The following is a 12,807-nucleotide window of genomic DNA, read 5'->3' as shown; positions in this document are numbered from 1 at the left end:
TTTCTACTATTCTTTTACCAGTCTTTTGGTAAGTACAGAGCCGTTAAGCGTATGAAGCTCCAGTAAATAAATTCCCTTCGGTAAAAAACGTACATCTAATTTCCGGTCCAGCTCTGGGAAGAAATTCTGTTTTCGGATCAGCCTGCCCGAAATATCCCGGATCGCGAAAGCATTGATCGCTGCATTTTCTACCAAAAGTAAATCTTTAGCCGGGTTGGGGTAAATTACTAGGACTGGTTTTTCTAAGTCGCTTTTTATGCCGGTAGGTCCAAGAATTGCAAAGGGCTGAATTTTAGTAACTGAACTAACCACTATACACTGCGGAGATACAGAATCAGAAATCTTAAAATGAAGCGTAGAAATGCCGGCAGCTATTGAGCCCAGCGAAATGGTATCGGTAAACGTTATGGGGGCGGTTTGCATGCCGGCAAAATAACAGGTAGCTACATAAAGGGTGTCGTTGCTGATGTAGGAATCATGGCTGATCCGATAGGAAGGTTGAGAGGGGATCATCACCTGAGCAATCAGCTCCAGATGGTTGGTCACGCCCGGGCTATGGTACCGGAGGTGCATGGGACCGATACCCTGTGCCTGGGAAATAACCGGAGATAAGTAAAACCAGAAAACGAAGAATAGTAGAAGTTTACGCATAGGACCCTGTTTTAAAGTGAAATAATAAGCCAGTTTCTAATCAAGTCGGAATTAGCAGCGTGTTCGTTGCTTTGTGTTTGTAAAAGTTCGGCCCTTTATAAAAGAGCAAAAATGGCATTGTGGAAAATGGCGCTTCAGTTTTCGCTATTGTTCTAAAAGCGTGAAATAGCTTCTTCTTATCTTATTTCTGTGCAAGCCTTGTTTTATTCCATTTGCCGGAAATCCTTTCAATTACATGGCTAATTCGTTATATTGCTTAACTTTTCCGTTTTTGTCTTTATTAAAGACCTGGTTTTTACCACTGTTGCATGCTTAATGCGCATCGAAAGGCTGCCCTGACGGCCTTTAAAAGCAGGAAATAACTGGAAAAGATTGTTCTGTCGGGGGCGGAACCTGGAATAAATACCTGGAAGCGCATAATTGGCCACTTTTTGAGTGTCGTCATCGCTCAACCATCGCTTTGCTCAAATTTCTATGCTTAATGGAAGATATCATAAACGCAATTAATAATGTAGTCTGGAGTAACGCCCTTATTGTACTTTGTCTTGGAGCCGGAGTTTATTTTTCAGTTATCACCCGCTTTTTGCAGGTTCGCCATTTTGGGGAAATGATCCGCTTGCTCTTTCAGGGACAGGCATCTGCTAAGGGAGTTAGCTCTTTTCAGGCATTTTCGCTGGCTATAGCAGGCCGCGTAGGAACCGGCAATATAGCCGGCGTGGCTACGGCCATTGCAATGGGCGGACCCGGCGCTATTTTCTGGATGTGGGTAATTGCGTTCCTGGGCAGCGCTTCTGCCTTTATCGAAGCAACCCTGGGGCAGATTTACAAGCAGGTAAAAGACGGTCAGTACCGCGGCGGCCCGGCTTTCTATATTGAAAAAGGATTGGGGCTGAAATGGTACGCCGTTATTTTTGCTGTTGCCACTATCCTAAGCACTGCCGTTTTTTTGCCGGGCGTGCAAAGCAACAGCATAGCCTCTGGTATGCACAATGCCTTTTCGGTTCCTATGGCAGTAACAGGTGGCGCGGTAACCGTTTTGTTGGGCTTTATCATTTTTGGCGGCGTGAGGCGGATCGGCAGGGTTGCCGAATTGATGGTGCCCTTCATGGCTGCTGCCTATATTCTCATGGCTGCCGTAATAATCCTGATGAACATACACCAGGTACCCGAAGTTTTTGGCCTGATCATCCGGTCGGCATTTGATCTGGAACCGGCCTTTGCCGGCTTATTCGGCATGGCGGTTAGCTGGGGAGTAAAACGGGGAATTTACTCAAACGAGGCAGGCCAGGGAACTGCACCCCATGCGGCGGCGGCAGCCGAGGTCACTCACCCGGCCAAGCAAGGGCTGGTGCAGGCGTTTTCGGTTTATGTAGATACGCTTTTCGTGTGTACGGCCACCGCCCTCATGATCTTGTTTACCGGTCAGTATAATGTTGCGAATCCGGCGGGCGGCTTTCACGTCGAGAATATTCCGGGCGTAGGCGCCGGCGCCCAGTATACCCAGCAAGCCATTGGCTATCATTTTCCGGCCATGGGAGCGCCCTTTGTAGCTATTGCGCTTTTCTTTTTTGCCTTTACAACTTTAATGGCGTATTACTACATAGCAGAAACCAACCTGAGCTACCTGAACAAGCGGGGATTGCAGGTATGGAAACTATGGGCATTACGAGGCCTGATGCTGCTGGCAACATTTTATGGTTCCGTAAAAACAGCCGAAGCGGCTTGGGTACTTGGCGATATTGGGGTTGGTGTAATGGCTTGGCTGAACATCATTGCCATTTTTTTACTGCAGAAACCTGCCCTGCAAGCACTGAAAGATTACCAGCGCCAGCGCAAGCTGGGGCTTGACCCCCGTTTTGATGCAGCAGCCTGTGGCATTAAAGGTGCCGAAGAATGGCAGACTCCTGCCGACTTGCCGGTTCAGAAAGTTTATATAAACCAATAAGCTGATCTTCTGGCTGTGATGAATTTTGTGTTTGGTTGCTGCCAAACAATGCATTTCTGCAATGGCGGAAGTCCGTGGCCTGCCAGTTAAACTAAGTAAAAAGATATTGGTAGCTGGATATTAGAATTCAGGCCAAAAATAAGCAAGGGTGTATAATTCAGAAGATTATTCACTTGTTTCTTCTTTCTGGTGCATTGCAAGGTTAACTTTTAGAAAGTGGGCTTACAAATTCCACGGCTCGGTTAAGCCGGGATTACAAATCCCATAAAGCAAATTCTAATAATTTATTTGCTCGGGCACTAATTATGCGGTTATTTTAGTCCTGCTACTTAATTGATAAACTTGAACATACTTTGGTTTTGTTAAGCCATCTTTCAGTCAATTTTGCAGAAATGTATTGTTAGCAGCAGCCCTTTTTGTTCGGACAAGAGCCTTTCAAATTTCATAGCAAAGTAAATCTACTGTCACGCAGGGTATTCATCTTCCCGGAATGGTTTTCTCTGAATTTGCGCCAGAAATTTTTGGGTAGTAGCACTTTTACCAATGTATTGTAGCTGCAAAAGAAGGTCAATCATTTGGTTACGGATGTTTCTGTCGTCTTTGCCATAGTCCCACACTGGTACAATGTAGCGCTGAAAGATTTCATCAAAAGACATTTCTTTTGTTACAACCCTTACTGTTCCATGCTTGTCTCTGATGTTGTTGTCGGGAAAGTGTTTATACCGGTACGCCAGCAAAGCAAACAATGCCCGCAGACTTTCTGCTGCAGTTCCGGGGTCGTTGATGCCCGGGCTTAGCGCCTTAATGGCTATTTCCGATAACTGTCTGAAGCCTGAGTAAAAATAAATGTCAACAGAAGGTTCATCAACCAGTGAGATGTTCGAAAGAATATGGCTTTCAAGCTCTTTCGTTACGGTTTCCTTTAAACAATACACGTCTGCAATCGGGACGTTTTCAAGCACAAAATGCCCTGTTGGATACCTGAAAGTTATTACACAATTATTTTTCCTGGCAAGCTTTGCCATTTGCTGCCGGTCAAATGTTTCGAAAACGCCTGCTCTGTCTGAGTACACCGGGTGTCCTTGCTGGGCCGGTGCAATGTCAGGTTCGGTTTCCAGAAAGCATGATTCCTTCATCGAAACAAGCGTTTGCTTGTAAATGCGCCTGATGATGGTAGTGTATTTAATAGTCTGCGTAATGAAGTGCAGGAATAGAACAAACAGAAATATAGCAAAGACCGAAAGTAAAATAAGTAAATACGTACTAAGTGCCGGAACATAGATACCAGATTCTACATCCCTGATCGAAGTTAATAGCAGCAGCGCGTAGATAATGTCGCCGATATAAAATCCAATGATAAACTGATGAAACCGGTTGCCGACTAATTTATCAAGAACCCGGTTAGACAGTTGGGAGGCAGCCTGGTTCAGAACAACCATCACCATTGAAAAACTGAATACAGTGAGCGATATCAAACCGGCTGCAATTACAGAAACAATGGTCCGGGCGGTAGATGGGTCTTTGAGTCTTATCCAGTTTGTAGCAGCTTTTAAATCTTTCCCTGTATCTGAATAGTCCAGATAAATCATTGAAACTGAGAGGAGAAGGAAAAATAAGACCACAAGGAAAGGAATAAAAGCGATGCTTTTATAAACCTTACTTGTCTTTTGCTTAAGCCAGATACTTGCAGACAATCTTTTTGGTTTTTCTAACGGAATCTACTAATTGGAAGTTACCGTGCCGATTTTAAGAGTACCTTGACGGCTGGCGCCTCCGGATCTGTAATTCGCTTTATAACAGTAAGGCTTCCATCTGTTTCCAGAACAACGGCATCCGTTTCAGACAGCGAACTATAGCCTTTTTTTCTTAAAGCGGCCCAAACCTCATCTTCATCAATTCTTTCCGAGCGCATATTCTTCTGCAATAATTCCCCTTTGTACGCCATTAATGTAGGGGCCGATTTTACCAGCTGGCTTACGCGGCTGCTTCGGGCCGACGAGTAGGTAATAATGTACTGTAAAAATACCAGTAATGTAAATGCCAGTACGCCTTCTGAAAGGGTGACATTTTTATTCAGGATGACCGTGGCAAGCGTAGAGCCAAGGGCTATGGTTACGATCAGGTCAAAAGCATTCATTTTCGATAATGTTCGCTTTCCGGATATCCGCAGGATGAAAACTAATGCCAGGTAAGCTGCAATAGATATAATGAAGATGCGTATGAGACTTTGCCAATCGCTGAAAAATATTTTGTCCATAGTCTAAGCATTTAGTTAGCTCCCTCTGATATGTTACCGTTAAAAGCAGTGAGATGTTTAATGGTTTGCTGCTTACGGACTTGGCTATGGCGCGTTATAATGTGCTTTAGGTTTTGTTGTGGTACGGTTTTCTATTTTAAAACTATGGGAGCAAAAATTTGGTCCTTGTATTTTAAAAGAGAATCCATTTTTACTGTTTGGCTATTTGTTAAATCTGTATAGGTTCTTTCGAATCGGTAAGAGGATTTTACAACCTGTGACAATTTCTTTTCAATATTTTCCTGTCCATTGTAATTGTCTAGAAGCCGTCTGTAAAGCTCAATTTCAGCATTTGTTCTATTTACTTCATTTGTATAGCAATGTCCAGCAGTTTTTAAATAGCAAAACAGATTGTTGAAAATTCGCCATTCGTATTGAACTTCTTGGTTATAATACTTAACAATCTGATTGAAAACTGGGTCGGTTATAAATAGTGAAATTAAGATGACTAATAGGCCAATAACTATAAATGTTCTTTTCCTTTTCATTATTTAATGCACCACAACCGGCTGGGCTATGGCACGTTTTAATATGCTATCGGTTTTGTTGAGTTTAGTTATTTTTGTTTCTTATTGCTGTGTTTCTTTAAACTTCATAAGGTAATCAACGACACAGTTAATTTCACTGGTGGTCAAAGTGTCCAAAAGTTGTGCGTGTTGCGGGTCTTTACTTTCTTTTAGTCTATAAATATCCTTTTTTAATCTTGCAGTACCTCTTTTAAATAAATCTATCCGAGTGGTAAGTACATCATCTATTCCTAAGTCGGTATGGCAAACGAGGCAAGTATTATTAGCTAATCCTTGTTGTTCTAAGTCGTTTCCGCAGATAATCCTTTCCTCATTCTCATTTAAAATAGCTTGAGAATTATCATCCTTTTGCCCACAACCTACAAATAAGCAGACTATCAAAATTATAGCTGATACTTTTTTCATTAATTCTAATTACACTCAACGGCTGGGCTAAAAAACGTTTTAATGGTTTTTAGCTTTTGTTGGTGGAAGTGCTTATTTAAAACTGTTGTAAAGTATATTCATCATCTATATTTCCAATCAATTCACCGTCTTCAGTCTTTTGCCCAGTATAAAGGAATTTGTTATACTTTATTATCCCATTTTTAAAATCCATTGAATTTAAACAGCCCATTATTCTTTCACTAATTGCTTTTTCACCTGTAGCAATATCAAATGTTACAAAATGAAACCCTGGCTCATTCTTTTCAAGATTCCACTTGACCAGAATTAGGTATTTATTATCATCAGACCAAAGAGCCAAATCTTGCCAAGCATTATTTTCTAATTCTATGTTAGTCCCGCCTGACAACCTGATTTCACAGAGATTATACAGAGAGCCCATCCTAATTTCTCTCGGATTAATAAAGTCAATCTGTAAAGGTCTTCGTACTTTATCTTCTATCATTGTTATTTTTATTACTCCTGTATTACCACCAACTACCATATAAACAACACTACTACGTTTATCCAACCACCGTTAGTCGGATAAACGTAGGTGCAGAGTCAAAAATAACAAAATAATCAGAAGGCAGAAATGCTCACCTTCCGATAAAACACCAGTTTAGCGGAGAGAAAACTTAAAACAAAAAAGGCGCAGTTGAATAACCGCACCTCCTCTATTTTAAAAATTATGTTGCTGGCTTATACCAGTTTCACCCTTACCGCAGTCGGACCTTTCTGGCCCATTTCCACTTCAAAGGTTACCCGGTCGTTTTCCTTGATAGGGTTAGTTAAAGCGTTTACGTGCACAAAAATGCTTTCCTGGGTGTCGTGGTCCTTAATAAAGCCGTAGCCTTTCGAATCGTTAAAGAACGTAACAGTGCCTTTCCGGGTCTTGTCTACCGGCGGGCGGTCTTCTTCCCGGGCTATCCCGATCTGGATGTCTTCCTGGTTTATTTCGCGTTTTTTGCGGTTCGGGTCCGGCGGCGTAGAAGTTATATTGCCATCTTCGTCCAGGTAAGCCATCATGTCTTCCAAGCCTTTCCCTTTTTCGGCGTTGGCTCTACGCTCTTCCTTTTTCTGCTCCTTATCCTGCTTTTTCTTTTGCTTCTTTTTTTCGTTTTCTTTTTTGTTAAATGTTTCCTGTGATCTGGCCATATTTTAATTTTAGTTGCTATTTTACTTTACGGCTTTTATGTTGCCGGGATGTACGAATTTTTTTCTTTCTGGGCCTGTAGGCCAATTGGTAATTTCTCAGAATATCAGGAAAGATGCAGGCAGCGCCTGGAATGCAGATCCTGTAATTCCCTTAAATTACTAAATAAAATGATCGGATGTTAATTATTCCCGCGAAAAATGGTTTTTCCTTAGTATAACGCAATATTTGCCGCCAAAACGCTATCTTTCCGCATGAAAAAGCCTGGCTATAAAATTGCAATGCTGGGAGCCGGAAACATGGCCTGGCACCTGGCGCCGGCCCTGGAAAAAGCCGGCCACGAAGTTGTGCTCGTTTACAGCCGCACTTTAGAAAATGCCCAAACCTTAGCCAAGGCGTTAAAAGCTACCCAGTCCACCGATAAACCCGATTTCACCAATTCACCTGCCGACCTGTACCTGGTGGCGGTAAAAGATACGGCCTTGCCCGGACTTTTGCAGCAAGCGGTTTTCCCGGAGGGCAGCCTGGTGGCGCATACTTCCGGAACCCAGCCCCTGAGCGTTTTTGAAAGTAGCCCGGAAATTAGAGGCGCAGTATTTTACCCCTTGCAGACCTTTAGCAAAAATACACCGGTCGATTTCGGAAATATTCCTTTCTGCCTCGAAGCTACCGATGAAAACGCTATGTTTTTGCTCCGAAAAATGGCCGGAAGCCTGAGCCAAAAAGTGTACGATGTCTCTTCCCAAGACCGGAAAACCCTGCACCTGGCTGCCGTCTTTGCCTGCAATTTCACCAATCATTTGCTGGGGATCAGTTCCGAAATACTCCAAAAAAGGGAACTGGATTTTCAAATGCTGAAGCCTTTGGTGGAAGCTACGGTTCAGAAAGCTTTTTCCCAGGAGCCATTCTCCGTACAAACCGGTCCGGCGGTGAGGCGCGACGAAACCACCATTCAGGAACATTTACAGCTGTTGCAGCACGAAACCGGCTACCAGGAAATTTACCGCTTACTCACCCAAAGCATTCAGCAAAAGTCCTGATTTCCATGTGGAAACGGTAGTGATTCAATCGAAAAACTCCGAATAGGAAAATGGTTTTAATTAGCAGATTCGTTTCATTCTTTTGATTTATCACAACCTTAGGGTGGTTTGTATCCGATGTTGCGCAACAAGAGAAAAGTCCCCCTTTGGAGGGGTAGGGGGAGGATTTTACGTTATTTGATTTTCAAAATGATCAGATAATTCTCCTGGTCTCACCCTGCCCCTTCCAAAGCAGGGCCGTTTCATTCTAATATTAGCTGGTTCAAGTTTGAGCGAAGCGGTAACTTGGACCTATTAATGATCTGAAGTTTTCAACTTCAGTGAGGCGACAGCCTCAGAAACAGCTTCCGAAGTTAATTAGTAAATAGCCTGTACATTTAACAGCAGAGCTTTGACCTGTGCGACACCGGCCAAGGGAAATTTTTATGAGAATGAAACGGCCCTGCTTTGGAGGCAGGGCCGTTTCATTCTGCCGGATTCTCCCCTTGAGGGGAGCTGGAGGGGTGTTTACTCCTGCTGATATTTATCAAATATCGTGTTGACACCCCTATGATCCCCTCAAGGGGAGAGTTGCCCTGAATGAAACGGCCATGCCCTTTGAAGGGGGACCTCAAAAAAACTTGCCTAACCGTCAGTTTGTAACTACACTTCTAATATTATAAGCCACCATTCATTTTCTGAGCACTTTTAATATTTTAATGTAGATGAAAGCGACAACTATGGTCAGAAACGGTAGGAATTAGGCCGGAAAAGCCGGAAAGCAAAAGCGGTTTTGATTAGGGCGGCGCGTTGCCTACCTTTGCACCTGGATTTTACCCGGTATAATGAAATCAGTTAATATAACCTTTAAATTTTCCGACGGCAAACCCGATCAGACGCTTTCCGGTGTGCAAGGCGAATCGGTGCTGGATGTGGCCCTCGATAATAATATACAATTGCAACACAACTGTGGCGGCGTTTGCGGCTGCAGTACCTGCCATATTTACGTGGAAGCCGGCATGGACGACCTGCCCGAGATCTCCGAAAAAGAAGAAGACTTTATCGACCGCGCCATCGATCCGCGCCTGAATTCCCGCCTGGCCTGCCAGTGCGTTGTACAGGGCAACGAAGACCTGGTCGTAACCATCCCGAACCAGGATTTCCTGGGACACTAATATTTAAATTGCTGAATGGTTGATTGCTGATTGTTAATAGATTTTTACAACATGCGGTCAATCAACAATTAGCAATCAACAATCAACAATTAAGAAAATGAATAAGAGTTTTGAACCGCCGATTCACTGGAACGATTACGAAGACATCGCTATGGCGCTGTACGAGAAGTTCGGCGATGATTTTACGGAATCGAAGATTTACCGCATCCGCTTTACCGACCTGCTGGAATGGGTGCTGAGCTTACCGAATTTTTCCGGAACCCGCGAAGAATCGAACGAAGGCCATCTGGAGCAGATCCAGGCCGCCTGGGTGTACGAGTGGCGCGATAACCAGTAACGCGTAACCATAGCTGTTTCCCTGAATTTTTCGCAACATGAATAAATACCTGCCCGATTTCAGCGCCATCACCACCTTTGTACTGGACGTAGACGGCGTACTGACCGACGGCACCATGCTGGCTTTTGCCAATGGCGAGCAGGTGCGGGCTTTTAATATAAAAGACGGTTACGCTATAAAACACGCCCTGAAACGGGGCTACAAAGTAGCCATTATTTCCGGCCGCAACGAAGTAGGGGTGCGCCGCCGGCTCGAATCGCTGGACGTATCGGATATTTATCTGGGCGTGGATAATAAGCTGGACGTGTTCGAGAATTACCTGTACCTGCAGGAAATAGACCCGGAAAACGTAATTTACATGGGCGACGACATGCCGGATTTGGAAGTGATGCAGCATTGCGGCATTGCCATTGCGCCGGCCGATGCGGCCACCGATATTCTAGCCGTGGCCGATTATGTTACCAATGCCGGGGGCGGAAAAGGGGCGGTGCGGGAAATAATCGAGCTGGTTTTAAAAAGCCATCAGGAGTGGTAACCTGTTAAAACGAAAATATCACCCTTATATTTCAGCTGTTCACTTGTTTTTATATTTAAATAATTCGGACAAGAGTTGCACTTTTGGAAAATATTCCTAATTTTACTCCTGTTAACAACGTTTATTTAATTATTCATCATCAATTTTTTAAGTTTATTTTTTTATGAAAACAGGAACAGTAAAATTCTTTAATGAGTCAAAAGGTTACGGCTTCATTACTGACGACAACACCAAAGAAGACTTTTTTGTGCATGTAACTGGTTTGAACGGCCAGATCCAGCAGAACGATAAAGTTGAATTTGACACGCAGGAAGGCAAGAAAGGCATTAATGCCGTAAACGTAAAGCGCGTTTAAGGAACTGAATATATTCATCATCATCACTACTGCACGAAAACCCCTCGCAAGAGGGGTTTTTTTGTTTATCGGCGTCTTTTCAAAATAAATGAATCCATTTACTTTCCCGCTATCTTTACACCGGTATTCAATATCCGGAAATAATACGTTGCGCAACTTTCTGACCCTTATTCGCTTCCCCAACCTGCTCATGATGGTGCTGAGCCAAGTGCTGGTGCAGTCGTGCCTGCTATTTGCGGAGTTGCCTTTGCAGGAAGCCTTGCCCGGCCGTTTCTGGCTGCTTACCCTTTCTACAGCCCTGATCGGGGCTGCCGGCTACATCATTAACGATTACCACGACCTGAAAATTGACGCCATAAACAAACCCAACCGCATCGTGATCGGCAAAGACCTTACGCGCCGCAAAGCCATGCTGTCGCATTTGCTGCTCTCAGCCCTGGGAGTAGGCATTGGCGCTTTGCTATCGTTAAAGGTCGGGTTGGTTAATTTTATTTCGGTCATGCTGCTCTGGGGCTACTCCGCCGACCTGAAAAGAAGGCCGTTTTCCGGCAACCTGGTTATTGCCATTCTGGCGGCCGCCATGGTACTGGTACTGGCCATTTTCAACAACACCGGCAACCTCGGTATTTTTGCTTATGCCGCATTTGCTTTTGTAAGTACGCTTATCCGGGAAATTATCAAGGACATGGAAGACATGAAAGGCGATGCCGCCCACGATTGCCGCACCCTGCCTATTGTATTAGGAATCCGGAAAACCAAACCCGTTTTATACGCGCTCTTTATTTTATTTTTTACCCTGGTGCTGGCCGCCAGTTTTTACCGCCGTAACGATACTTTTTTCGGCGTTTACCTAGGCCTTACCGTGCTGGCTCCCGGCCTGGTCATTGCCTGGCGGCTGCAACGGGCCGACCGCAAGCGCCACTTTGCCTATCTGAGTCTGCTTTGCAAGTTCATGATGCTGGCCGGTATGCTTTCCATGCTGTTTTTCCGCTTTTAAAAAGTGCTGGCATTTCAGTCGCGTAAGTCGTAAATTGAATGCAGAAACCCGGATTTGAACCTGAAAATGCTACTGCTGCCATGCTGAAAACTGTAAGCTTGTTAACGATCTTGCTGCTGGCAGGAGTTTCCCGCGCTTTTGCCATTGCCGATACCCTGCAAACGGCCAAGCCTGAAAAGAAGCTGAGCCTTACGCCATTCCCGGCTTTATTTTCTTCGCCGGAAACCGGCTTTGGGTATGGTGCTTTGGTGGTACCCGTTTATAACTTCGGTTCCGATTCGCTTACCCGAAATTCCACCGGGCAACTCCTGGTTTACTACACCACCAAAAAACAAGCCTCGGCTCAGCTTTCCTATACCATTTATACCAGCCGCGAACGCTTTGCTATTTTGGGGGAAACCAATTACTTCGATGCGCCAATCTTCTACTACGGCACCGGCAACACCAACCGCGAAACCCAGAAATCCCTGATCTCCTACAAGCTCCTCTACACGCAAAACCGCCTTGTAAAGCAGCTTCAAAAGAACCTGTTCCTGGGCGGGCAGTTCCAAGTGATCCGGGTAGGAAAAGCTGAATTTGATTCGGAAGAAAGTCTTTTGAACGAACGTCCGGCCGGGGAGCTTAACGGCTACACGGTTGTGGGAATAGGCCCGGCCTTTTTATTCGACAGCCGCGATAATTCTATTAATGCCGCGCGGGGCAGTTACCTGGAGATCGGTAGCTTTTTTAACCGGAAAAGTATCGGCAGCGAATTCAGTTTCAACCGCAACACCATAGACCTTCGCAAGTATTTTCCCTTAAGCGACCGGCAGGTAGTAGCCATACAAGGCAAAGGAGTTTTCGAAGCCGGCGATGCACCGTTCCGGGAACTGGCTTATTTCGGCGGCCACCGGAATTTGCGGGGCTTTTACGAAGGCCGTTTCCGCGACAAGCAAATGCTGCAAACCCAGGCCGAATACCGCTTGCAGGTTTTAAAGCGGCACGGCCTGGTTCTCTTCGGCGCGGCCGGCCAGGTAGGAGAGAAGCTTTCCGGTTTCGGGCTGAACAAAACCAAAACTGCCGGCGGCCTGGGCTACCGTTTCATGCTGAACACCAATGAAAAGATCAATATCCGGATCGATTATGCGGTTGGCAGCGGCGGCACCAGCGGCCTGTATTTCGCCATCGGCGAAGCCTTCTAAATTTGTTAAACCCGAACAGTGTTTTTTTGTTACTGAGGTTGCGCAAGTTTTTTGAGGTTCCCACTTTGGAGGCAGAACCGTTTTATTCTGGCTAATGACTATCCCCTTGAGGGGATTATAGGGGTGTAAACACGTTATTTGATAAAATCAGCAAGTGTAAACACCCCTCCAGCTCCCCTCAAGGGGAGAGTTTCCCGGAATCAAACAGTT

At 44.8% G+C, this 12,807-nt stretch carries 15 protein-coding genes; 8 read left to right on the top strand and 7 right to left on the bottom strand.

Annotated features, from left to right (window positions below; all coding sequences use genetic code 11):
- Positions 1–6: 6 nt before the first annotated feature.
- Positions 7–651 carry a T9SS type A sorting domain-containing protein gene (locus tag F0P94_RS15200; RefSeq protein WP_150904753.1) on the bottom strand — a complete coding sequence of 215 codons (645 nt, stop codon included), beginning with the start codon at positions 649–651 and terminating at the stop codon, positions 7–9.
- A gap of 481 nt (positions 652–1,132) precedes the next feature.
- Here F0P94_RS15200 and F0P94_RS15195 point away from each other — a divergent pair, with 481 nt between their 5' ends.
- Entirely contained in the window at positions 1,133–2,596 is a 1,464-nt protein-coding gene (locus tag F0P94_RS15195) for an alanine/glycine:cation symporter family protein (protein WP_150904752.1), read from the top strand.
- A gap of 464 nt (positions 2,597–3,060) precedes the next feature.
- On the opposite strand, the gene F0P94_RS15190 is transcribed toward F0P94_RS15195, so the two are convergent.
- From F0P94_RS15190 to F0P94_RS15165, 6 genes are all read right to left on the bottom strand, one after another.
- Positions 3,061–4,290, bottom strand: a complete 1,230-nt coding sequence (locus F0P94_RS15190; protein WP_191907062.1) for a DUF2254 domain-containing protein — start codon at positions 4,288–4,290, stop codon at positions 3,061–3,063.
- 38 nt (positions 4,291–4,328) lie between these two features.
- Entirely contained in the window at positions 4,329–4,853 is a 525-nt protein-coding gene (locus F0P94_RS15185; protein ID WP_191907061.1) for a DUF421 domain-containing protein, read from the bottom strand.
- A gap of 131 nt (positions 4,854–4,984) precedes the next feature.
- Positions 4,985–5,380, bottom strand: a complete 396-nt coding sequence (locus tag F0P94_RS15180) for a hypothetical protein (RefSeq protein ID WP_150904750.1) — start codon at positions 5,378–5,380, stop codon at positions 4,985–4,987.
- A gap of 81 nt (positions 5,381–5,461) precedes the next feature.
- On the bottom strand, positions 5,462–5,824 hold the full coding sequence (locus tag F0P94_RS15175; RefSeq protein ID WP_150904749.1) for a hypothetical protein: 363 nt from the start codon (positions 5,822–5,824) through the stop codon (positions 5,462–5,464).
- A gap of 76 nt (positions 5,825–5,900) precedes the next feature.
- The gene (locus F0P94_RS15170) at positions 5,901–6,374 is read right to left on the bottom strand and encodes a hypothetical protein (RefSeq protein WP_191907060.1); all 474 of its coding nucleotides are present in this window, start codon (positions 6,372–6,374) and stop codon (positions 5,901–5,903) included.
- A gap of 170 nt (positions 6,375–6,544) precedes the next feature.
- Positions 6,545–7,000 (bottom strand): cold-shock protein, encoded by a 456-nt coding sequence (locus tag F0P94_RS15165; protein WP_150904747.1) that lies wholly within the window; start codon positions 6,998–7,000, stop codon positions 6,545–6,547.
- A 252-nt stretch (positions 7,001–7,252) separates the two neighbouring features.
- Between F0P94_RS15165 and F0P94_RS15160 the strand changes: the two genes are divergently transcribed.
- The 7 genes from F0P94_RS15160 to F0P94_RS15130 all read left to right on the top strand — a co-directional run bounded on the left by F0P94_RS15160 (position 7,253) and on the right by F0P94_RS15130 (position 12,597).
- On the top strand, positions 7,253–8,038 hold the full coding sequence (locus F0P94_RS15160; RefSeq protein WP_150904746.1) for a Rossmann-like and DUF2520 domain-containing protein: 786 nt from the start codon (positions 7,253–7,255) through the stop codon (positions 8,036–8,038).
- A gap of 824 nt (positions 8,039–8,862) precedes the next feature.
- On the top strand, positions 8,863–9,192 hold the full coding sequence (locus F0P94_RS15155) for a 2Fe-2S iron-sulfur cluster-binding protein (RefSeq protein ID WP_150904745.1): 330 nt from the start codon (positions 8,863–8,865) through the stop codon (positions 9,190–9,192).
- Positions 9,193–9,289: 97 nt separating this feature from the next.
- Positions 9,290–9,529, top strand: a complete 240-nt coding sequence (iscX, locus tag F0P94_RS15150) for a Fe-S cluster assembly protein IscX (protein WP_150904744.1) — start codon at positions 9,290–9,292, stop codon at positions 9,527–9,529.
- Positions 9,530–9,566: 37 nt separating this feature from the next.
- Positions 9,567–10,064, top strand: a complete 498-nt coding sequence (locus tag F0P94_RS15145; RefSeq protein WP_150904743.1) for a KdsC family phosphatase — start codon at positions 9,567–9,569, stop codon at positions 10,062–10,064.
- 163 nt (positions 10,065–10,227) lie between these two features.
- Positions 10,228–10,419: a cold-shock protein gene (locus tag F0P94_RS15140; protein WP_150904742.1), complete on the top strand. Its 192-nt coding sequence runs from the start codon at positions 10,228–10,230 to the stop codon at positions 10,417–10,419.
- Positions 10,420–10,507: 88 nt separating this feature from the next.
- The gene (locus F0P94_RS15135; protein WP_225307242.1) at positions 10,508–11,416 is read left to right on the top strand and encodes a geranylgeranylglycerol-phosphate geranylgeranyltransferase; all 909 of its coding nucleotides are present in this window, start codon (positions 10,508–10,510) and stop codon (positions 11,414–11,416) included.
- A 38-nt stretch (positions 11,417–11,454) separates the two neighbouring features.
- Positions 11,455–12,597 carry a BamA/TamA family outer membrane protein gene (locus F0P94_RS15130; RefSeq protein WP_150904741.1) on the top strand — a complete coding sequence of 381 codons (1,143 nt, stop codon included), beginning with the start codon at positions 11,455–11,457 and terminating at the stop codon, positions 12,595–12,597.
- Positions 12,598–12,807 lie beyond the last annotated feature (210 nt).

This window comes from Adhaeribacter soli, from assembly GCF_008727925.1.
Taxonomy (GTDB): Bacteria; Bacteroidota; Bacteroidia; order Cytophagales; family Hymenobacteraceae; genus Adhaeribacter_A; species Adhaeribacter_A soli.
Note: the sequence above shows the minus strand (reverse complement) of the source record. Positions and strands in the feature narration are given on the sequence as shown.

Excerpts from the sequence above, each read along its gene's own strand:
- F0P94_RS15155 (WP_150904745.1), top strand. The coding sequence starts at position 8,863 with ATGAAATCAGTTAATATAACCTTTAAATTTTCCGACGGCAAACCCGAT.
- F0P94_RS15165 (WP_150904747.1), bottom strand. The coding sequence starts at position 7,000 with ATGGCCAGATCACAGGAAACATTTAACAAAAAAGAAAACGAAAAAAAG.
- F0P94_RS15195 (WP_150904752.1), top strand. The coding sequence starts at position 1,133 with ATGGAAGATATCATAAACGCAATTAATAATGTAGTCTGGAGTAACGCC.
- F0P94_RS15180 (WP_150904750.1), bottom strand. The coding sequence starts at position 5,380 with ATGAAAAGGAAAAGAACATTTATAGTTATTGGCCTATTAGTCATCTTA.
- F0P94_RS15140 (WP_150904742.1), top strand. The coding sequence starts at position 10,228 with ATGAAAACAGGAACAGTAAAATTCTTTAATGAGTCAAAAGGTTACGGC.
- F0P94_RS15175 (WP_150904749.1), bottom strand. The coding sequence starts at position 5,824 with ATGAAAAAAGTATCAGCTATAATTTTGATAGTCTGCTTATTTGTAGGT.
- F0P94_RS15160 (WP_150904746.1), top strand. The coding sequence starts at position 7,253 with ATGAAAAAGCCTGGCTATAAAATTGCAATGCTGGGAGCCGGAAACATG.
- F0P94_RS15200 (WP_150904753.1), bottom strand. The coding sequence starts at position 651 with ATGCGTAAACTTCTACTATTCTTCGTTTTCTGGTTTTACTTATCTCCG.
- iscX (WP_150904744.1), top strand. The coding sequence starts at position 9,290 with ATGAATAAGAGTTTTGAACCGCCGATTCACTGGAACGATTACGAAGAC.
- F0P94_RS15145 (WP_150904743.1), top strand. The coding sequence starts at position 9,567 with ATGAATAAATACCTGCCCGATTTCAGCGCCATCACCACCTTTGTACTG.
- F0P94_RS15185 (WP_191907061.1), bottom strand. The coding sequence starts at position 4,853 with ATGGACAAAATATTTTTCAGCGATTGGCAAAGTCTCATACGCATCTTC.
- F0P94_RS15135 (WP_225307242.1), top strand. The coding sequence starts at position 10,508 with ATGAATCCATTTACTTTCCCGCTATCTTTACACCGGTATTCAATATCC.
- F0P94_RS15130 (WP_150904741.1), top strand. The coding sequence starts at position 11,455 with ATGCAGAAACCCGGATTTGAACCTGAAAATGCTACTGCTGCCATGCTG.